Source organism: Rhodoglobus sp. GW821-FHT12B09 (genome assembly GCF_058809925.1).
The window spans coordinates 260,366-278,888 of the sequence record NZ_JBXATB010000003.1 but is presented as its reverse complement, the minus strand read 5'-3'; the positions used below and the strand labels follow the sequence as shown (position 1 = coordinate 278,888).

The window sequence follows — 18,523 nt, the reverse complement described above, 5'->3', positions numbered from 1 at the left end:
GCTCAGCCGAAGAGGATAGCGGCCTCGTCGTAGCGCGACTGTGGCACCGTGTTGAGCTTGCCGAGGGCGTCCTCGAACGGCACGTGGGTGATGGAGGTGCCGCTGAGCGACACCATGCGGCCCCAGCGGCCGTGGATCACGGAGTCGACGGCGGCCATCCCGTACCGCGTGGCGAGCACGCGGTCGAAGGCCGTCGGGGTCCCACCGCGCTGGATGTGGCCGAGCGTCGTCGAGCGGGTCTCGATGCCGAGGCGGGCCTCGATCTCCTGGGCGAGGATGTCGCCGATGCCGCCGAGACGGGGGCGGCCGAACGCGTCGAGCCCGCGCTCGGAGTGCGCGTCATCCATGGTGTCCAGCTTGAAGCCCTCGGCGACGACCACCAGCGGAGCGCGCTTGCGGTCCATCACCGACTTCACCCAGACGCAGATCTGGTCCATGCTCGTCTTCTGCTCGGGGATGAGGATCGCGTGCGCGCCCGCGGCCATGCCCGAGTGCAGGGCGATCCAGCCGACGTGGCGGCCCATGACCTCGGCGACCATGCAGCGGCCGTGCGAGTCGCCCGTGGTGCGGAGGCGGTCCATGGCGTCGGTGGCGATCTGCGTGGCCGTGTCGAAGCCGAAGGTGTAGTCGGTCGCCGAGAGGTCGTTGTCCACGGTCTTCGGGACGCCGACGATCTTGATGCCGGCGTCGGTGAGGCGCTTCGCCGCGGCAAGGGTGCCCTCGCCGCCGATGGCGATGAGGGAGTCGACCCCGAGGCGGTCCATGTTCGCCTTGACGACGTCGGCGCCGCCGTTGCCCTCGAAGGGGTTGGTGCGGGAGGTGCCGAGGATGGTTCCGCCCTGCTTGCCGATGCCCTGGATGTCCTTGCGCTCGAGCGGGATGACGTCGCCGTCGACCACGCCGCGCCAGCCGTCGCGGAAGCCGAGGAACTCCTGGTTGTAGATCTGGGTGCCCTTGAGGACCGCCCCGCGGATGACAGCGTTGAGCCCGGGGCAGTCGCCGCCGCTGGTGAGGATGCCGATTGCCATGAATCAATCATGGCGCATACCGGGAAACCCACTTTCCACGCGCCGAATAGGGCATGTACCTGAAAGGCACCTGAGCGCTAGAGTCATGCCGACGTGCTCCAACGTGGTGCACGCAAACTCTCTTGGAGAAATTTAATGACTGCAGCTGCCCCGGCTCCCGCCGCCGCCCCCGCCACCGTTCCCGGCAAGGTCCTCGGGATCGTCTCCATCCTCCTCACCGTCCCGCTGGGCCTCTCGCTCATCGGCCTCATCCTCGGCATCGTCGCGCGCGGCCAGTCCAAGCGCGCCGGTTTCAAGAACACCCCGGCCACCGTCGGTATCGTCCTCGGCATTCTCGGCATCATCGCGACGATCATCATCGTCGTGGTCGTCGTCGGTGGCGCTGCGGGCCTCGCCGCGCAGTGCGCCGAGCTCGGCAGCGGTGTCCACGAGCTGGACAACGGCGTCACCGTCACCTGCGGCTAGTCACAGCACAGCGGAGCGCCCCGGTTCGCCGGGGCGCTTCGTCGTTGGGCTGGGTTTCGATACGAGCGCTGGAGCGCTCTACTCAACCCGCTGGGTTTCGATACGAGCGCTGGAGCGCTCTACTCAACCCGCGCAGTAGACCTCGGGGCCGCAGCTCTCGCACACCACGAGCTGCTCGCGGCAGGCGAGGTCGCTGCAGTTCTGCATGCGGCTCGTCGGCTCCCCGCACACTGTGCACCGCCCGATCACCGCGGCGTCGTCGCTGAACTGCACGGCCATGCGGTTGTCGAACACGTAGAGCGAGCCCTCCCAGAGCCCGGCATCCCGGTACTGCTCTCCGTAGGTCGCGATGCCGCCGTCGAGCTGGTAGACCTCCCGGAAACCCCGCGCGACCATGAGTGCCGAGAGCACCTCGCAGCGGATCCCGCCGGTGCAGTAGGTGACGACCGGCTCGTCCTTCAGGTGGTCGTACTTGCCGCTGTCGAGCTCGGCGACGAAGTCGCGGGTGTTCGCGACATCCGGCACCACCGCGTTCCTGAAGCGCCCGATCTCGGCCTCGAAGGCGTTGCGCCCGTCGAAGAAGGTCACATCCTTGCGGGCGACCAGGTCGTGCAGTTCGGTAGGGCTGACACGGATGCCCCCGCCGACGACCCCGCCCTCATCGACGACGAGCTCGCCGGGGGCTCCGAAGCTCACGAGCTCGTCGCGCACCCTCACGCTCAGCCGCGGGAAGTCGTCGCCCTTGCCGTCGCTCCACTTGAAGTCGATGTCGTGGAACGGCGCGTACTCCCGGGTCTTCTTGCGGTACTTCTTCACCGCGTCGAGCTCGCCGCCGACCGTGCCGTTGATGCCGTCCTTGGAGAGGATGATCCTGCCGCCCAGCCCCAGTGACTCGCACAGGTCGCGCTGCCACAGCCGCAGGGCCTCCGGGTCGGCGAGCGGCGTGAACGCGTAGAACAGGAGGACCTTGGGGACTGCCACCCGGCAATGCTACGTGTCGGCCAGTGCACGTATCCTCGACCCGTGACGATCGTGGATGCGCAGCCCCTCCGCACCACGTATGCCCCCGCCCGCGCGGTCAACCTGCTTCTCACCCTGCGACCCCTGCAGCGCGGCCCGGTCGAGCCGACCTACCAGGTCGACGCATCCGGAGTCTGGCGCACCCTGCGCGCGCCCGACGGCCCCGCCACCCTCCACCTTGCGCAGCGCGCGGACCGCATCGAGGCCACCGCGTGGGGCCCCGGCGCCGAGTGGGCGATCGCGGGCGTGCCCGAGCTGCTGGGCGACGGCGACGACTGGTCGGGGCTGGATGTCTCGGGCAGCCCGTTCCTCGCGGACTCCCTGCGCCGAAACCCCGGGCTTCGCCTTCTGCGCACCCGCCAGGTCTTCGAGATGATGGTCGGCGCGATCGTCGAGCAGAAGGTGACCGGGCTCGAGGCACGGCGGTCGTGGCGGGTGCTGTTGGCCAAGTACGGAACGCCCGCGCCCGGGCCCGCGCCCGCCACCATGCGTGTCTTCCCGGCGCCCGAGACGTGGCGCCGCATCCCGTCGTGGGAGTGGCACCGCGCGGGGGTCGGCCCCGAGCGCTCGGCCACCGCCGTGCGCGCGGCGATCGTGGCGGAGTCCCTCGAGCGCACCCTGGCCCACGGCCGCGGCGGGTCCGTCGTCGAGCGGGCACTGCGCAGCGTCCCGGGGGTCGGCGTGTGGACCGCCGCCGAGACCACTCAGCGCGCCCACGGCGACCCCGACGCCCCGAGCGTCGGCGACTACCACCTGCCCGCTCTGGTCGGCTGGGCCCTCATCGGCAAGCCTGTCGACGACGACGGGATGCTCGAACTGCTGTCACCGTGGGCCGGCCACCGCCAGCGCATCATGCGCCTCATCGAGTCGAGCGGCTTCACCAAGCCCCGCTTCGGCCCCCGCATGACCGTGCAGGACCATCGAGCGCACTGAGGTTCCAGGCTGGTTGAGTGGGGCGCGCTGGCGCTTGTATCGAAACCTCACCCGGGGTTTCGATACGAGCCCTGGAGGGCGCTACTCAACCCGCGACGCGGTGGGCGACCAGCTCCACCTCGACCCTCACCCGGGGTTTCGATACGCGCCCTGGAGGGCGCTACTCAACCCGCGACGCGGTGGGCGACCAGCTCCACCTCGACCAGCATTGCCGGGTCGAGGAAGGGGAGCACGTGGAGGAGCGAGAGCGCGGGGCGGATGTCGCCGAAGACCTCGCCGTGGGCCTTCGCCGCCAACTCCCAGTCGGCGATGTTCGTCACGTAGACCTTGGACTGGACGACGTCCTCGTAGTGGAAGCCCGCCTCGGCGAGTACAGGGCCCAGCTTCTCGAGGGCGAAACGGGTCTGCTCGTAGAGGTCGCCCGAGACGGAGCCGTCTGCGGCAGCCGCAGAAGTCGCCGAGATGTAGAGGGAATCTCCAACCTGCACGGCCCGGGAGTAGCCCATTTTGTTCTCCCAGGCTGACCCGGAGGAGTAGAGAGTGCGCATTCGAATAACCTAACGCGGTGCACCTGATCTTCCGGACACTCATCCATATGATCCGCAGCCGCAGGAAGCCGCCACTGGGCATCCACGACGTGAGCCGGCTTCCCCTGCGCGTCGTCGCCACCGACCTCGACGTGCTCGGCCACATGAACAACGGCGTGTACTTCTCGCTCATGGACCTGGGGCGGATGGACCTGATGATCCGCGCCGGGCTGTGGAAGAAGTTCATCGCAAAGGGGTATTACCCGGTGATGGCCAACGAGACCGCCACCTTCCGGAAGTCCCTCACCCACGGCACCAGGTTCGTGCTCGAAACCCGCATAGTCGGTTACGACGACCGCGCGGTGTACGCGGAACAGCGCTTCGTCGTGAACGGCGAGATCTACATGAGCGCCATGACCCGGGCGCGCTTCCTCAAGAAGAGCGGCGGAACCGTGAGCCTCGCCGAGCTGGCGGAGCTCACGGGCACCGACACGGCGCTGCGCCCACCGGCCTGGGTCGCCGACTGGGCAGCGAGCATCCAGCTGCCGCCCACCCGGGACGCGGCGCCCAGCGAGTGGGCCTAGGCCTCGCGCCGACGTGCTGGCGGGCCGACTAGCTCGCGGGCCAGGCGTCCGGGTCGCCGTCCATCGCGAGCCGCTCGTAGTAGGGCTGCTGCGGGAGGTACGACTCCTTCGACGGCATGGCCCCGCCCGACTGCGCCGCGACGAGGCGGTCGAGGGCGAACTCGAGCGCTGGTCCGCTGACGCCGGCCTGCCGCGCGCTCGGCACCCGGTGAGACACGTACACCATCGTCGAGCCGTCGAGCTCGGCGAGCGAGACCGTCACGGGCGCGGCATCCGGCCCCCAGCTCGCGGTGAGGCGGGACTGCGGCTGGCTGTCGAGGACAGTGACGTGCTCGCCCCAGCGCTTGAGGCGCCGGGGGGAGGTGAGCCACTCCCACGCCGTGGCGGACGGCACGGGCAGTCGGCGCTGGACGAGCAGCTCGAGCCCGTCGCGATCCCTGACCACCCGTCCCGTCGCCTGCAGCATGCTTCGACCCTAGGCCTCCTTCGGGCCATACGCGAAGACTCCCTGCGGGTCCACTGCCGCGCGAACTGACGCGAGCCGCGCGAAGGTCTCCGCCGGCCAGGCCTTCGGGAAGTCGGCCGCCGACGGGCCGCCCGCGAAGTTGATGTTCGTCTCGGGCGACAGCCAGGCCACCAGGCTGCCGAGCACGGCGTCCGTGGCGCCCGGCAGCACGGTCTCGAACAAGGCGGGGTTCGGCGCGCCGATGAGGGACAGCGTGTAGCCGGATGCCCGCCCGCCCGCACTCGACCCCTCGGGCACATCGTGGGCGGTGGCACTGCCGATGTGCCGTACCTCGGTGACCATGACGGGCGACTGCACCCCGGGGCCGGCGGACTGCAGCAGCGCCGTCGCGAACTCCTGGTCGACGGACGACAGCAGGGCCCCACGGCTGTACGCGGGCGAGGGGTCCGTCGGGTCGTTGTGGATCTGCGCGACGTCGGCCAGCGGTAGCGGGCGTACGCCGTCGATCATCGGGGTGCCCAGCGCGCGCAGCGGGGCGGCGAGCTCCTCGCCGCGGGCGGTGTCGCCGGGGTACGCGAAGCGCAGCATGGCGAGGGTCTTTCCGCGGAAGACCTCCGGCACCTGCTCGACCGGCGGGAAGTGGATGATCGCGATGCTCGTGGTCACGTCGGCCGGGGCCGAGGCCGTCCAGTCGACCCAGCCGCGCAGGACGGGCTCGATGCTCTCCTCCGGGAAGACGAGCGCGCCGGCGTAGAGCCCGGGCAGTGCGACGAGCTGCACCTCGACGGAGGTGACGACGCCGAAGCCGCCCTTGCCGCCGCGCAGCGCCCAGAACAGGTCCGCGTTCTCGGTGCCGCTCGCGTGCACCACCTCGCCCGAGGCGAGCACGACGGTCGCCCCGCGCAGGTAGTCGCTCGAGAAGCCGTGGCTGCGGGCGAGCGGGCCGAGGCCGCCGCCGAGGATGTAGCCGACGACGCCCACGTTCGTGGAGGAGCCGGTGATCGGTGCGAGACTCAGCTCGGCAGCAGCCGCGACGACGGCGCCCCAGCGGACGCCCGCGCCGATCGTGGCGACGCCGTCGGCGATGGTGAGCTCGTCGAGCCGGCCGGTGGTGACCAGCACGCCGTCGGTCACGAGGGCGTGCGAGCCGTGGCCGGTCGCCAGCACGCGCACGGGCATCCCGTTGTCTCGTGCGAAGGTGACGGCCGCGACCACGTCGGCGACGCTCGTCGCGCCCACGACGACGGCGGGGGTGTGGGAGTAGTAGAGGTTGAAGCCGGCGGCCTCGGCGGCGAAGCCCTCGTCGGAGGGGGTGAGGACGGGGCCGGACACGGCCGAGCGCAGGGCGGAGAAGTCAGTCATGGGTCGACGCTAGCGCCCGCCGGCGACAGCCCGACAGGTGGATCTAGCCCGCCTCGAGCACCGCCATCGCCGCGTTGTGGCCGCCGAGGCCGCTCACCCCGCCGCCGCGCTGGGCGCCGGCGCCGCACAGCAGGATCCGGGGGTGGTCGGTCGCGACTCCCCACCGCTGGGCGGGGGTCTCCAGCGGGGCGTCGTCCTCGGCGAACGGCCACGACAGCGGGCCGTGGAAGATATTGCCGCCGGGCAGCCCGAGGGCCCGCTCCAGGTCGAGTGTCGTCTTGGTCTCGATCGTGGGGCGGCCCGCCGAATCGGCGAGCAGAAGCCCCTCGATGGGCTCGGCGAGCACGCTGTCGAGGGAGGCGATCGCCGCAGCCTGCAGGGATGCCCGCATCTCCTCGTTGTTCGCCTCGGTCACGAGCCGCGCCGGGGTGTGCAGGCCGAAGACCGTCAGGGTCTGCGCGCCGCTCGCCCGCAGCTCGGGGGAGAGGATCGTCGGGTCGGTGAGCGAGTGGCAGTAGATCTCGCACGGGAGCGGATCGGGCACGCGGCCCGCGCTCGCCGCGTCGTAGGCCGTGGAGAGCTGCGACCACGTCTCGTTGATGTGGAAGGTGCCGCCGAACGCCGCGGCCGGGTCGACTGCGCTGTCGCGCAGGCGGGGGAGGCGCGAGACGAGGAGGTTGACCTTCACCTGGGCACCCTCGCTGGTGTAGGTGGCAGCCTGCGGCCGTGTCGAGACCAGGCGCTCCAGGGTGGAGGGCGCCACGTTCGCCAGCACCCAGTCCGCCGCGAGGACGCGCTCCTCGTCGCGGTGCCGGTACGCGACCTCGCCGTCGGGAGTGATGCCGGTGACCTCCGCGCCCGTGACGATCTCGGCGCCGGCGAGCCGCGCGGCCCGCGCGAGCTCGCCCGTCACGGCGCCCATGCCGCCGACGGGCACGTCCCAGTCTCCGGTCCCGCCGCCGATCACGTGGTAGACGAAGCAGCGGTTGCCCGCGAGAGTCTCGTCGATGTTGGGGGCGAAGGTGCCGATGAGCGCGTCCGTGAGGACCACCCCGCGCACCAGGTCGTCGGTGAAGGCCTCCGCGATCGTCTCGCCGATCGGCCGCTCGATGAGGGATGCCCAGAGCGCGTCATCCCCGACAGCCCGCCGTGCCTCGGCGCGGGTGAGCAGCGGCTCGGTCACGGTGGGGAACAGCGCCCGCGCGAGGCGGCCGGTGCCCGCGTAGAAGTCGTGCCAGCCGTCGGGTGCGCCGGGGGACTCGTTGTCGACCAGCAGGCCGCGGTCGGTCCCGGGGTCCGGAGTGTAGGACGAGTACCGGCGCCGGGCGAGGGTGATGTCGAGGCGCAGGTCGCGGATGATGCTCGCGGGGAGCAGCGAGACCAGGTACGAGTAGCGCGAGAGGCGGGCATCCACCCCCTCGAATGCCTGCGCGGAGACGGCGGCACCGCCGACGTGGTCGAGCCGCTCGAGCACCGTCACGCGCTTGCCCGCGAGGGCGAGGTAGGCCGCGGCGACCAGTCCGTTGTGGCCGCCGCCGACGATCACGACATCGCGCTGCTCAGGCAGGAGCGTTCACTTCGTCGCAGATCGGGGGCTTGATCGTGTCGAGCACCTTGTGCGAGATCCGCAGCAGCGCGTCCTTCTCGTCGTCGTCGAGCACGTCGAAGAAGTACTGGCGCACCGCCTCCTGGCGGTCGTTCGCGGCGTTGAGCACCGCGCGGTCGCCGTCCTCCGTGAGGACTACCCACACGCCGCGGGCGTCATCGCCGCACTCCTGGCGCTTGACGAGGTCGCGCTGCTCCATGCGCGTGATCTGGTGCGAGACCCGGCTTTTCTCCCAGCCGATGATGTCGCCGATCTGGCCGGCGCGGAGGCGCTTCGCGGGGTCGTTGAAGAGGGCGATGAGGATCTCGTAGTCCGCGGTGGAGATCCCCGCGTCAGCCTGCAGGCGACGTTCGAGGGTGAGCTCGAGCTGCCGGCGCATGATGTAGAAGGAACGCCATAGTTCCTTCTCGTGCTGCGTGGTCTCGGTGGTCATGTCACCTATCCTACTCGGTAGTTGACACGTCATCCATGATGGAGTTACGGTGACACGTCAACTACTGAAAGGGCATCCGTGTCAGACCTCAAGATCGGCATCATCCTCGGCAGCACCCGTCCCGGCCGCAGGGGCGAGCAGGTGGCGAAGTGGGTGCTCGAGCAGGCGTCGAAGCGCGACTCGGCCACGTACGAGCTCGTCGACCTTGCCGACTTCGCACTACCGCACCTCGACGAGGCCATCACCGCCTCGCAGGGCCGCTACGAGAATGAGCACACCAAGGCCTGGGCCGCCGCGATCGCCCAGTACGACGGCTTCGTGTTCGTGACGCCGGAGTACAACCACTCCACCTCGGGGGCCCTCAAGAACGCCATCGACTTCATCTACGCCGAGTGGAACAACAAGGCCGCCGGCTTCGTCAGCTACGGCGTCGCGGGCGGCACGCGCGCGGTCGAGCACCTGCGCCTCATCGTCGGCGAGCTCCAGATCGCCGACGTGCGCCAGCAGGTCGCCGTGTCCCTGGTCACCGACTTCGAGGGCTACACGACCCTCAAGCCCCTGCCGCACCTCGAGCCCGGCCTCACCACGATGCTCGGCCAGGTCGAGTCGTGGGCGGGCGCGCTGCGCACCGTGCGCGAGGCGGGTTGAGTAAGGCGCTCTGGCGCCTGTATCGAAACCGGTTGTTCGCGGGCGTGGTTTCGATACGGCCCTAGGGGGCCTACTCAACCCACCGGGTTTCGATACGGCCCTAGGGGGCCTACTCAACCCACCGGGTTTCGATACGGCGCTAGAGCGCCTACTCAACCCACCGGGTTTCGATACGGCGCTGGAGCGCCTACTCAACCCACCCCAGCGCACGGATCCTGCGTAGGCGCCCAATCGCACACAGGTTCCGTGCGCACAACTCCATTCCTCGCCGCAACTGCCACACCTAAGCTCGATACATGCCTTCTGAGCTTGCCGACGAGACCCTGGCGACCGTCCGCCGCTGGCTGGCCGAATCCGCGGATGTGAAGCCCGACCCCAGCGCTGCCCGACTCGCGGGCGTGCTGAAAGACCCGCGCGGCCTCGAGTTCACCATCGGCTTCGTGGACAAGGTGGTGCGCCCCGAGGACCTGCGCGTCGCCGGCCGCAACCTCGAGCGGCTGAGCCGGCTCGTGCCCTCGTTCCTGCCGTGGTACCTACGCGCCGCGATCGTCGTCGGCGGCGGGTTCGCCGCGATCCTGCCGTGGCCGATCGTCCCGATCGCGCGGCGCGTGCTGCGCGGCATGGTCGGGCACCTCGTGATCGACGCGACCCCCGAGAAGCTCGACAAGAGCCTCGTGAAGCTCCGGCAGCGGGGCATCCGGCTCAACCTGAACCTGCTCGGCGAGGCGGTGCTGGGCGATGACGAGGCCAACAAGCGCCTCGCCGGGACGCGCGACCTGCTGGCCCGCGACGACGTCGACTACGTGTCGATCAAGGTGTCGTCGGTGGCCGCTCAGCTGAGCATGTGGGCCTTCGACGACATGGTGGAGCGCGTGGTGGAGCGGCTGACTCCGCTCTACGAGCTGGCCGCGGCATCCCCCACCGCCAAGTTCATCAATCTCGACATGGAGGAGTACCGCGACCTCGATCTGACCGTCGCGGTGTTCCAGAAGCTGCTCGAGCAGCCGAGGCTCCGCAATCTCGAGGCCGGGATTGTGCTGCAGGCCTACCTGCCCGACGCGCTCTCCGCACTGCAGGGCCTCACCGACTGGGCGATCGAGCGGCGACGGCAGGGCGGCGCGGGCATCAAGGTGCGCGTGGTGAAGGGCGCCAATCTCGCCATGGAGAATGTCGACGCGACGATGCACGACTGGCCGCTCGCGACCTGGGGCAGCAAGCGCGAGACCGACACCAACTACAAGCGCGTGCTCGACTGGGCGTTCACGCCGGAGCGCACCGACGCCGTGCGGATCGGCGTCGCGGGCCACAACCTCTTCGACATCGCGTTCGCCTGGCTGCTCGCGAAGCAGCGCCGGGTCGAGCACCGGGTCGAGTTCGAGATGCTGCTCGGCATGGCCACCGGGCAGGCCGAGGCCGTGAAGAAGGACGTCGGCGGGCTGCTGCTCTACACCCCGGTCGTGCACCCGGGGGAGTTCGACTCCGCGATCAGCTACCTCATCCGCCGCCTCGAGGAGAACGCGTCAAGCGAGAACTTCATGTCCGGGGTCTTCGAGCTCGCCGACAACCCAGCGGTGTTCGCGCGCGAGGCCGAGCGCTTCCTCGACTCGCTCGACCAGCTCGACACGACGGTGCCGTCGTCCCACCGGGTCCAGCACCGCGGCCATGAGAACGGCGTGCGCGAGGATGCCGCGTTCCACAACGAGCCCGACACCGACACCGCCATCGCGGCGAACCGGGTCTGGGCGAACGCCGTCCTCGCGCGCGTCGCGGACTCGGCGATCGGCAGCGACACGATCCGCGACGCCCACGTGGGCGACGAGAACACGCTCATGCAGCGCATCATCGGCGGCGCCCGTGCCGGCGAGGGCTGGGGCGCCCGACCCGCGGCGGAGCGCGCGCGCATCCTGCGCGATGCGGCAGACGTGCTCGGCGTCTTCCGCGGGCGCCTCATCGAGGTCATGGCGAGCGAGACCGGCAAGACGATCGCCGAGGGCGACGTCGAGGTCAGCGAGGCTGTCGACTTCGCCCGGTACTACGCGGAGCGCGCGCTCGAGCTCGACGGCGTTGAGAACGCCACGTTCCGCCCGTCGCGGCTCACGGTGGTGACGCCCCCGTGGAACTTCCCGGTGGCGATCCCGGCCGGCTCCGTGCTGGCGGCGCTCGCCGCGGGCAGCGCCGTCATCATCAAGCCCGCGCCACAGGCCCGCCGCAGCGGCGCCGTGATGGTCGAGGCGCTGTGGGAGGCCGGCGTCCCGCGCGACGTGCTCGCGCTCGTCGACATCGAGGAGGGCGAGCTCGGCCGCCGGCTGGTATCGCACCCGACCGTCGACCGGGTCATCCTCACCGGGGCGTACGAGACGGCCGAGCTGTTCCGCTCGTGGCGGCCCGACCTGCCACTGCTCGCGGAGACGAGCGGCAAGAACGCCATCATCGTGACCCCGTCCGCCGACCTCGACCTCGCGGTCGGCGACGTCGTGCGGTCGGCGTTCGGCCACGCGGGGCAGAAGTGCTCCGCGGCATCCCTCGTGATCCTGGTCGGATCGGTGGGCACGAGCGAGCGGTTCCGCCGCCAGCTCATCGACGCCACGAAGACCCTGCGCGTCGGCTACCCGCAGGACCCGCTGAGCCAGGTCGGCCCGATCGTCGAGCCCGCCCACGGCAAGCTGCTCAAAGCGCTCACGACCCTCGACCCGGGCGAGCACTGGCTGGTGCGCCCCCGTGAGCTCGACGAGTCCGGCGCGCTGTGGGCGCCCGGCGTGCGCGGGGGAGTGCAGCCCGGCAGCGAGTTCCACCTCACGGAGTACTTCGGCCCCGTGCTGGGCGTCATGACGGCGTCGAGCCTCGACGAGGCGATCGCGCTGCAGAACGCCGTTCCGTACGGCCTGACGGCGGGCATCCACTCGCTGGATGCCGCGGAGGTCGCCCACTGGATCGACACTGTCGAGGCGGGCAACCTCTACGTGAACCGCGGTATCACGGGCGCGGTCGTGCGCCGCCAGCCCTTCGGCGGGTGGAAGCGCTCCACGGTCGGCACCTCGGCCAAGGCGGGCGGGCCCAACTACCTGCTCACCCTCGGCTCGTGGGAGGCCGTCGAGCACGAGCCGCACAACGACATCCTGCTGCCCGGCATCTCCGACCGCGTCGCCTCCGTGATCAAGAAAGCGCAGGGCGGGCTCGACTTCCCCGAGTTCGACCGGGTGCGCAGGGGCGCGCAGAGCGACGAGCTGGCGTGGCAGTCGGAGTTCGGTGTGAACCGGGATGTCTCGGCTCTCGGCGTCGAGCGCAACGTGTTCCGCTATCTGCCCGTGCCGGTAACGATCCGCCTCTCGGAGGGGGAGTCGCTCGGGCACCTCGTGCGGCTCATCGCGGCGGCCGCGCTCGCCGGGTCGCGGGTGACGATCAGCTCGCCCGTTCCCCTGCCCACCGCGCTGGTGCAGTCCTTCGACGACCCGCTGGCGCCCGCGAGCGTGCGCTCCGTGGAGATCGAGTCAGATGCGGCGTGGCTCGGGCGGGTGGCCGCGGGCGAGCTTCGCACCAGCCGGGTGCGACTGATCGGAGGCGACCCGCTCGCCCTCGCGCAGGCGCTCCAGGGCAGCGTGGATGTCGCGGTCTGGTCCGGCCCGGTCACGACCGCGGGGCGCATCGAGCTGCTCCCGTTCCTGCACGAGCAGGCCGTCAGCATCACGGCGCACCGCTTCGGCAACCCCGACTCCGACATGGCGGGCCTGCCGGTCTAGGCGGGTTGAGTAGGCCGCCCGCGGCCGTATCGAAACCACTTCTCAACAGGGTTTCGATACGAGCGCCAGAGCGCTCTACTCAACCCACCACTCGGCGGGTTGAGTAGGGCCCGCTAGGGCTCGTATCGAAACCACTTCGCAACCCGGTTTCGATACGAGCGCCAGAGCGCTCTACTCAACCAGCGGAGAGCGCAGCCCTCACGAACTCCAGGGCGGCGTCCGCCGGGATGCCCAGCTCCCGCGCCCGCGCCGCATACTGGCTGGCGGCGAGCTGCAGGGTGGACTCTGCGGTGTCCTCCCGAGCACTCACGACGGTGCCGTTGCGGCCGCGCGTCTCGAGGAAGCCGTCCTGCTCCAGCAGCCGGTAGACCCGCGCGGCCGTGTACGGTGCGACGCCGAGCTCGGCAGCGAGCTGCCGCACCGGGGGGAGCTTCGTGCCGACGATGAGCTCGCCGCTCGCGACCTGCTCGATGATCTGGGTGCGAAGCTGCTCGTAGAGGGTGACCTTGGAGTCGTGGTCGACGGTGAACAGGGCCATCAGTCGTGCGTCCGGTGGATGAGCCGCGAGAGCACGATCGCGCTGCGCGTGTGATCAACGTTCGGCGCTAGCCGCACCTTCTCGAGGGCGACCTCGAGCGAGGCGATGTCCCTCGACCGCATGTGCACTATCGCGTCGGCGGAGCCGGTGACAGTTCCGGCGTCCACCACCTCGGGGACGCCGGAGAGGATCCGCTTGAGCTCCTCCGGCGCGACGGTGCCGCGGCAGAACAGCTCGACATAGGCCTCGGTCGCGAGGCCGTCGACGTTCGGGTCGACCTGGATCGTGAACCCGCGGATCACGCCGTCGGCAACCAGCCGGTCGACCCGGCGCTTGACGGCGGACGCGGAGAGGCCGATCACCTCGCCGATGTCTCCGTAGCCCGCCCGCGCGTTGAGCCGCAGGAGGTCGATGATGCCGTAGTCGAGATTGTCCATCCGGCGAGCCTATGGTGATTTCGTGTGCAGGGCCATGCTTTTGCGCACGTTTGGTGCGCTCCACGCCCTGACAGTGCGGATAGGTGCGTGTGACACTGGACGTATGACGATAACCTCGCCCACTTCTCCGGCGCCGGAGCGGATTGCCACCACTCGCACCGTGCTCATGTGCCGCCCCGACCACTTCACGGTGAGCTACCGCATCAACCCGTGGATGCACCCGGAGGACCCGACCGACACCTCGCTCGCCGTGCGCCAGTGGGAGACCCTCTACGCGAAGTACCTCGAGCTCGGGTACGAGGTGCACCTGATCGAGGGCCTGCCCGGCCTGCCCGACATGGTCTACGCGGCCAACGGCGGCTACGTGCTCGACGGCATCGCCTACGGCGCGCTGTTCGAGTACCCGGAGCGCCAGCCCGAGGGCCCCGCGTACATGGACTGGTTCCGCGACAACGGCTTCGACGTGCGCGTGCCCGTCGCGACCAACGAGGGCGAGGGCGACATGCTCCTCGTCGGCGACACGATCTTCGCCGGCACCGGCTTCCGCACGGATGTCGCGAGCCACGACGAGCTCCGCGAGATCTACGGGCGCGAGGTCGTCACCCTCCACCTCACCAACCCGAGCTTCTACCACCTGGACACCGCCTTCGCGGTGCTCGACTCCAACGGCGGGCCCGACAGCGTCGCGTACCTCCCGAAGGCGTTCAGCCCCGAGTCGCTCGCGATCCTGCAGGAGCGCTTCCCCAACGCGGTGCTCGTCAACGACGAGGACGCCGCCGTGCTCGGCCTCAACAGCTTCTCCGACGGGAAGAACGTCATTATCGCGTCGCGCGCCGTCGACTTCGAGCGCCAGCTGCGCGAGCGCGGGTTCACCCCGCACGGTCTCGACCTCTCCGAGCTGCTGCTCGGCGGAGGGGGTGTGAAGTGCTGCACGCTGGAGCTTCGCCGGTGACGGACTACCTCGCGCACAACTACCACCCGCTCGACGTCACTGTCGAGTCGGGCGACGGCGCGTGGGTGACGGACGTGACCGGGCGGCGCTACCTGGACTGCCTCGCGGCCTACTCGGCCGTGAACTTCGGCCACGGGCATCCCGCGCTCATCGCCGCCGCCAAGGGCCAGCTCGACAAGATCACCCTCACCAGCCGCGCGTTCCACAACGACCGCCTCGGGCCGTTCGCGGAGGCGCTGGCGAAGCTCGCCGGCAAGGACATGGTGCTGCCGATGAACACGGGCGCCGAGGCCGTGGAGTCGGCGATCAAGGTCGCCCGCGCGTGGGGCTACCGCGTGAAGGGCGTGCCGGCCGGCAAGGCCACGATCATCGTCGCCGACGGCAACTTCCACGGCCGCACGACGACCATCATCAGCTTCTCGAACGACGAGCAGGCCCGCGCCGACTTCGGGCCGTTCACGCCCGGCTTCGTGAGCGTGCCGTACGGCGACGCGGCGGCCCTCGAGGCCGCGATCGACGAGAACACCGTCGCGGTGCTGATCGAGCCGATCCAGGGCGAGGCCGGCATCATCGTGCCTCCGGAGGACTACCTGCCGGCCGTGCGGGCGCTGACGAGCAAGCACAACGTGCTCTTCATCGCCGACGAGATCCAGTCGGGCCTCGGCCGCACCGGCGCCACGTTCCAGTGCGACAACGCGGGCGTCGTGCCCGACCTCTACCTGCTCGGCAAGGCCCTCGGCGGCGGCATCGTCCCGGTGAGCGCGGTCGTGGGCAACAGCGACATCCTCGGCGTGCTCCGTCCAGGGGAGCACGGCTCGACGTTCGGCGGCAACCCGCTCGCGTCCGCGGTCGGGCTCGCGGTCGTGGAGCTGCTCGCCACCGGCGAGATGCAGGAGCGGGCCCGGATGCTCGGCGAGCGGTTGCAGGCGAGCCTTCGTCTGCTGCTCGGGCACGGCGTGGTGGCCGTGCGGGGTGCCGGGCTGTGGGCGGGCGTCGACATCGACCCCGCTCTCGCGACCGGTCGGCGGGTGTGCGAGCTGCTGGCGGAGCGCGGGGTGCTCGCGAAGGACACCCACGGCTCCACCATCCGCTTCGCCCCGCCGATCGTGGTCGCGCCCGAGGACCTCGACTGGGCGGTCGACCAGCTCGAGGCCGTGCTGCAGGAGCTCGGCGCGAAGTAGGCGGCTAGCGGTCCAGCACGTAGCGCTGGATGGCGAGCACCGCCGCGCCGCGGCACCACTCCGTGTTGTCGCCCGGCGTCGAGATGAGGGTGAGGGGCGTGGCGCGAGGATCGCGGTGCTGCGCGATTCCGTCGTCGATCGCCGCGCGCGCCACCTCGACGAGCCCGACCCCCTCACCGCCGAGCACGATGAGCTCGGGCGTCGTCAGGTTGGCGATCGCCGCGAGCAGGGCCCCGAGGCCCCGGCCGGCATCGTCGACGAGACGCCGGGCCGCGGGCTCGCCCTCGGCGGCCAGGCTCATCGCCTCGTCGTAGTCGACGGTGCGCCCCAGCGCCGCTGAGACGTTCGTGATGATGGCGCCCTGCTCGAGGACGCTCTTGGCGCAGCCGCGGTGGCCGGAGGGGCAGACCGGCCCGAACGGATCGAGCGGCCAGTGGCCGACCAGCCCGATGCCCGAGTCGTCGCTCACCACGATCTCGTCGTGGATGACGAGCCCGAACCCGATCCCGGCGCCGAGCGTGAGCACGGCGAAGTCGTCGACACCGCGGCCCGCGCCGAACCAGTGCTCGTACTCGGTGAACGCGACGAGGTCGTTGTCGACCACCGTGGGCAGCCCGGTGCTCTCCTCGAGCAGAGCGCCGAGGGGCACGTCCGCCCACTCGAGGAAGGGGGCGCTGCGCACGAGGCCGTTGGCTCCGACGAGCCCGCCGATGCCGACGCCGAGGGCGGTGACCGAGTCCACGCCCGCGGAGAGGGTGCGCGCCACTGCCGCGATGGTCTCGACCACGGCGGCAGGGTCGCGCGACTCGAGCCGCACGGCGACTGAGTCGAGCACGGTGGCCCTCAGGTCGGTGACGACTCCCAGCACCTCGTCGGCGGTGAGCTTCATCCCGATGAAGTGCCGGGAGGCCGGGACGACGTCGAGGAGTCGCGACGGGCGTCCCGCGCGCCCGTCGGTGCGCTCGCCGACCTCGACGAGGAGGCCGGAGTCGATGAGGGGAGTGCTGAGCCTCGTGAGCGACCCGGCGGAGAGGTCGAGCCGTCGGGCGATCTCGGTGCGCGAGATGGGCCCGTGGATGAGCACCTCGAGTGCGACCGCGAGGGAGGCTCCGCCGTCGTGGGTCCAGGGCGATGTGGCGATGCGCAACCGTGCTCCTTCCTCGCAACCCGCTCAGTCTATTCCTTTTGTGACTGAAGCAAACACCGGGGATCTGTCGCCTTTGAGGTCATGATTGACAGCAATTACTTTTGCTGTAAAACTAACCCCAGCACCCCCGCCCGCACTTGGGCAAGACTGCTCACACTCACCGAAGAGGAGAATCGCAATGAAGCGTTCACGCATGATCGCCGCAACAGCGGTGGCGGCATCCCTGGCCCTGATGGCCACGGGCTGCGCGGCCACCGGCGGCGACGAGGGCTCGGCCGACGACCCGGTCACCATCACGTTCTGGGGCGCGTACGGCAACGGCGGCAACTCCGCCCAGCAGGACGTGCTCAACGAGACCCTGATCCCCGCGTTCGAGGCCGAGCACCCGAACATCAAGGTCGAGTACGTCGACGTGCCCTACGACGACCTGCTCCAGAAGCTCACCACGAGCGCGGCCGGCGACGAGCTGCCCGACCTCGTGCGGGCCGACCTCGGCTGGGTCCCCAAGTTCGCCGACCTCGGCGTGCTCGTGCCGCTCTCGCAGGCCATGCCCGACTTCCAGGAGCTCGCCGACGCGACGTTCCCCGGCGTGCTCTCGACGAACCTGTGGAAGGGCGACTACTACGGCCTCCCGCTCGACACGAACACCCGTGTGCTCATCACGAGCCAGGCGGCCCTGGATGCAGCGGGCCTCGACGCCCCGCCGGCGACGTTCGACGACCTCGAGAAGGCAGCCGCCAAGCTGAACGGCACGGGCATCTCGCTCTTCGCCGATGGCGGCCTCGGCGCGTGGAACATCTCCCCGTGGATCTGGTCGGGCGGCGGCGCGATCACCGACGACAAGATGACCACCGCCACCGGCTACCTGGACGGCGACAAGACCGTGGCCACCGTGCAGATGCTCGTGGACCTCTACAAGGAGGGACAGATCTCCAACGGCATCACGGGCAACGCCGGCGCGATCTCGACGTCGGAGGGCCTGCCGGGCAACAACTACGCGACGATCTTCGACGGGCCGTGGATGAACGGGATCTGGGCCGACCAGTTCCCCGACTTCACCCCGATCTACGCGCCCATCCCCGCCGGCGACGGCGGCTCGGTGAGCGTCGTCGGCGGCGAGGACATCGTCCTCACCGCGTCGTCGAAGCACCAGGAGGCGGCCATGGAGTTCATCCGGTTCACGCAGAGCGAGCAGTTCCAGCTCGCCCTCGTGCCGACCGGCCAGCTCACGGTCATCAAGGACCTCGGCGACAAGCAGGTCGAGCTGGTTCCGTACTACAAGGTGTTCACCGACCAGCTCGCGACCGCCAAGGCCCGCCTGGCGATCCCGCAGGGCTCCGAGGTCGACACGATCCTGAACGAGGAGCTGGTCCCCGCGTTCGAGGGAACGGTGTCCGTGAAGGACGCCCTGGGCAACGCTGCGAAGCGCATCGACGAGCTCCTGGCGGAGCAGTAGTCG

General features: G+C 70.2%; 18 protein-coding genes. 8 read left to right on the top strand and 10 right to left on the bottom strand.

Annotated features, from left to right (window positions below):
* Positions 1-2: 2 nt before the first annotated feature.
* A complete protein-coding gene (locus tag AC1RTC_RS08480; RefSeq protein WP_493155083.1) occupies positions 3-1,028 on the bottom strand; it encodes a 6-phosphofructokinase in 1,026 nt (341 codons plus the stop codon).
* A gap of 135 nt (positions 1,029-1,163) precedes the next feature.
* On the opposite strand from AC1RTC_RS08480, the gene AC1RTC_RS08475 reads away from it, so the two are divergent.
* Positions 1,164-1,493, top strand: a complete 330-nt coding sequence (locus tag AC1RTC_RS08475) for a DUF4190 domain-containing protein (RefSeq protein ID WP_493155082.1) — start codon at positions 1,164-1,166, stop codon at positions 1,491-1,493.
* Between the two features lie 123 nt (positions 1,494-1,616).
* Here the strand turns inward: AC1RTC_RS08475 and trhO are convergent, their stop codons facing one another.
* Positions 1,617-2,474 carry an oxygen-dependent tRNA uridine(34) hydroxylase TrhO gene (gene trhO / locus AC1RTC_RS08470; RefSeq protein ID WP_493155081.1) on the bottom strand — a complete coding sequence of 286 codons (858 nt, stop codon included), beginning with the start codon at positions 2,472-2,474 and terminating at the stop codon, positions 1,617-1,619.
* A 51-nt stretch (positions 2,475-2,525) separates the two neighbouring features.
* Here trhO and AC1RTC_RS08465 point away from each other — a divergent pair, with 51 nt between their 5' ends.
* Positions 2,526-3,446 (top strand): DNA-3-methyladenine glycosylase family protein, encoded by a 921-nt coding sequence (locus tag AC1RTC_RS08465; RefSeq protein ID WP_493155240.1) that lies wholly within the window; start codon positions 2,526-2,528, stop codon positions 3,444-3,446.
* A 164-nt stretch (positions 3,447-3,610) separates the two neighbouring features.
* Here AC1RTC_RS08465 and AC1RTC_RS08460 read toward each other — a convergent pair whose 3' ends face one another.
* The gene (locus tag AC1RTC_RS08460) at positions 3,611-3,994 is read right to left on the bottom strand and encodes a RidA family protein (RefSeq protein WP_493155080.1); all 384 of its coding nucleotides are present in this window, start codon (positions 3,992-3,994) and stop codon (positions 3,611-3,613) included.
* Positions 3,995-4,041: 47 nt separating this feature from the next.
* Between AC1RTC_RS08460 and AC1RTC_RS08455 the strand changes: the two genes are divergently transcribed.
* The gene (locus tag AC1RTC_RS08455) at positions 4,042-4,557 is read left to right on the top strand and encodes an acyl-CoA thioesterase (RefSeq protein WP_493155079.1); all 516 of its coding nucleotides are present in this window, start codon (positions 4,042-4,044) and stop codon (positions 4,555-4,557) included.
* Positions 4,558-4,585: 28 nt separating this feature from the next.
* On the opposite strand, the gene AC1RTC_RS08450 is transcribed toward AC1RTC_RS08455, so the two are convergent.
* The 4 genes from AC1RTC_RS08450 to AC1RTC_RS08435 are packed head-to-tail and all read right to left on the bottom strand — an operon-like array spanning position 4,586 to position 8,424.
* The gene (locus AC1RTC_RS08450) at positions 4,586-5,023 is read right to left on the bottom strand and encodes an SRPBCC family protein (RefSeq protein WP_493155078.1); all 438 of its coding nucleotides are present in this window, start codon (positions 5,021-5,023) and stop codon (positions 4,586-4,588) included.
* A gap of 9 nt (positions 5,024-5,032) precedes the next feature.
* Positions 5,033-6,385, bottom strand: a complete 1,353-nt coding sequence (locus AC1RTC_RS08445) for an FAD-binding oxidoreductase (RefSeq protein WP_493155076.1) — start codon at positions 6,383-6,385, stop codon at positions 5,033-5,035.
* A gap of 43 nt (positions 6,386-6,428) precedes the next feature.
* Positions 6,429-7,931, bottom strand: coding sequence for a phytoene desaturase family protein (locus AC1RTC_RS08440; protein ID WP_493155074.1), 1,503 nt, complete (start codon positions 7,929-7,931; stop codon positions 6,429-6,431).
* 13 nt (positions 7,932-7,944) lie between these two features.
* A complete protein-coding gene (locus AC1RTC_RS08435; protein WP_493155073.1) occupies positions 7,945-8,424 on the bottom strand; it encodes a MarR family winged helix-turn-helix transcriptional regulator in 480 nt (159 codons plus the stop codon).
* Positions 8,425-8,502: 78 nt separating this feature from the next.
* Here AC1RTC_RS08435 and AC1RTC_RS08430 point away from each other — a divergent pair, with 78 nt between their 5' ends.
* Together AC1RTC_RS08430 and AC1RTC_RS08425 are read left to right on the top strand one after the other, a co-directional pair.
* Positions 8,503-9,072, top strand: coding sequence for an NADPH-dependent FMN reductase (locus AC1RTC_RS08430; RefSeq protein WP_493155072.1), 570 nt, complete (start codon positions 8,503-8,505; stop codon positions 9,070-9,072).
* Between the two features lie 296 nt (positions 9,073-9,368).
* A complete protein-coding gene (locus AC1RTC_RS08425) occupies positions 9,369-12,809 on the top strand; it encodes a proline dehydrogenase family protein (protein WP_493155071.1) in 3,441 nt (1,146 codons plus the stop codon).
* 175 nt (positions 12,810-12,984) lie between these two features.
* On the opposite strand, the gene AC1RTC_RS08420 is transcribed toward AC1RTC_RS08425, so the two are convergent.
* A complete protein-coding gene (locus tag AC1RTC_RS08420; RefSeq protein WP_493155069.1) occupies positions 12,985-13,347 on the bottom strand; it encodes a GntR family transcriptional regulator in 363 nt (120 codons plus the stop codon).
* Complete coding sequence (locus tag AC1RTC_RS08415; RefSeq protein ID WP_493155068.1) at positions 13,347-13,784, bottom strand: Lrp/AsnC family transcriptional regulator; 438 nt, start codon at positions 13,782-13,784, stop codon at positions 13,347-13,349. Before AC1RTC_RS08415 ends, AC1RTC_RS08420 begins: the two co-directional genes overlap by 1 nt.
* A gap of 103 nt (positions 13,785-13,887) precedes the next feature.
* Between AC1RTC_RS08415 and ddaH the strand changes: the two genes are divergently transcribed.
* Together ddaH and rocD are read left to right on the top strand one after the other, a co-directional pair.
* Positions 13,888-14,736: a dimethylargininase gene (gene ddaH, locus AC1RTC_RS08410; protein ID WP_493155066.1), complete on the top strand. Its 849-nt coding sequence runs from the start codon at positions 13,888-13,890 to the stop codon at positions 14,734-14,736.
* Positions 14,733-15,917, top strand: coding sequence for an ornithine--oxo-acid transaminase (gene rocD / locus AC1RTC_RS08405; protein WP_493155065.1), 1,185 nt, complete (start codon positions 14,733-14,735; stop codon positions 15,915-15,917). Before ddaH ends, rocD begins: the two co-directional genes overlap by 4 nt.
* 4 nt (positions 15,918-15,921) lie before the next feature.
* Here the strand turns inward: rocD and AC1RTC_RS08400 are convergent, their stop codons facing one another.
* Positions 15,922-17,064, bottom strand: a complete 1,143-nt coding sequence (locus AC1RTC_RS08400) for an ROK family protein (RefSeq protein WP_493155064.1) — start codon at positions 17,062-17,064, stop codon at positions 15,922-15,924.
* A gap of 178 nt (positions 17,065-17,242) precedes the next feature.
* Here AC1RTC_RS08400 and AC1RTC_RS08395 point away from each other — a divergent pair, with 178 nt between their 5' ends.
* Positions 17,243-18,520, top strand: a complete 1,278-nt coding sequence (locus AC1RTC_RS08395) for an extracellular solute-binding protein (RefSeq protein ID WP_493155063.1) — start codon at positions 17,243-17,245, stop codon at positions 18,518-18,520.
* Positions 18,521-18,523: the final 3 nt, after the last annotated feature.

Bases quoted from the DNA above. Each gene is read 5' to 3' on its own strand.
- AC1RTC_RS08460 (WP_493155080.1), bottom strand. From the start codon at position 3,994: ATGCGCACTCTCTACTCCTCCGGGTCAGCCTGGGAGAACAAAATGGGC.
- AC1RTC_RS08395 (WP_493155063.1), top strand. From the start codon at position 17,243: ATGAAGCGTTCACGCATGATCGCCGCAACAGCGGTGGCGGCATCCCTG.
- AC1RTC_RS08420 (WP_493155069.1), bottom strand. From the start codon at position 13,347: ATGGCCCTGTTCACCGTCGACCACGACTCCAAGGTCACCCTCTACGAG.
- AC1RTC_RS08450 (WP_493155078.1), bottom strand. From the start codon at position 5,023: ATGCTGCAGGCGACGGGACGGGTGGTCAGGGATCGCGACGGGCTCGAG.
- AC1RTC_RS08425 (WP_493155071.1), top strand. From the start codon at position 9,369: ATGCCTTCTGAGCTTGCCGACGAGACCCTGGCGACCGTCCGCCGCTGG.
- AC1RTC_RS08455 (WP_493155079.1), top strand. From the start codon at position 4,042: ATGATCCGCAGCCGCAGGAAGCCGCCACTGGGCATCCACGACGTGAGC.
- AC1RTC_RS08480 (WP_493155083.1), bottom strand. From the start codon at position 1,028: ATGGCAATCGGCATCCTCACCAGCGGCGGCGACTGCCCCGGGCTCAAC.
- AC1RTC_RS08475 (WP_493155082.1), top strand. From the start codon at position 1,164: ATGACTGCAGCTGCCCCGGCTCCCGCCGCCGCCCCCGCCACCGTTCCC.
- AC1RTC_RS08435 (WP_493155073.1), bottom strand. From the start codon at position 8,424: ATGACCACCGAGACCACGCAGCACGAGAAGGAACTATGGCGTTCCTTC.
- AC1RTC_RS08415 (WP_493155068.1), bottom strand. From the start codon at position 13,784: ATGGACAATCTCGACTACGGCATCATCGACCTCCTGCGGCTCAACGCG.
- ddaH (WP_493155066.1), top strand. From the start codon at position 13,888: ATGACGATAACCTCGCCCACTTCTCCGGCGCCGGAGCGGATTGCCACC.
- AC1RTC_RS08445 (WP_493155076.1), bottom strand. From the start codon at position 6,385: ATGACTGACTTCTCCGCCCTGCGCTCGGCCGTGTCCGGCCCCGTCCTC.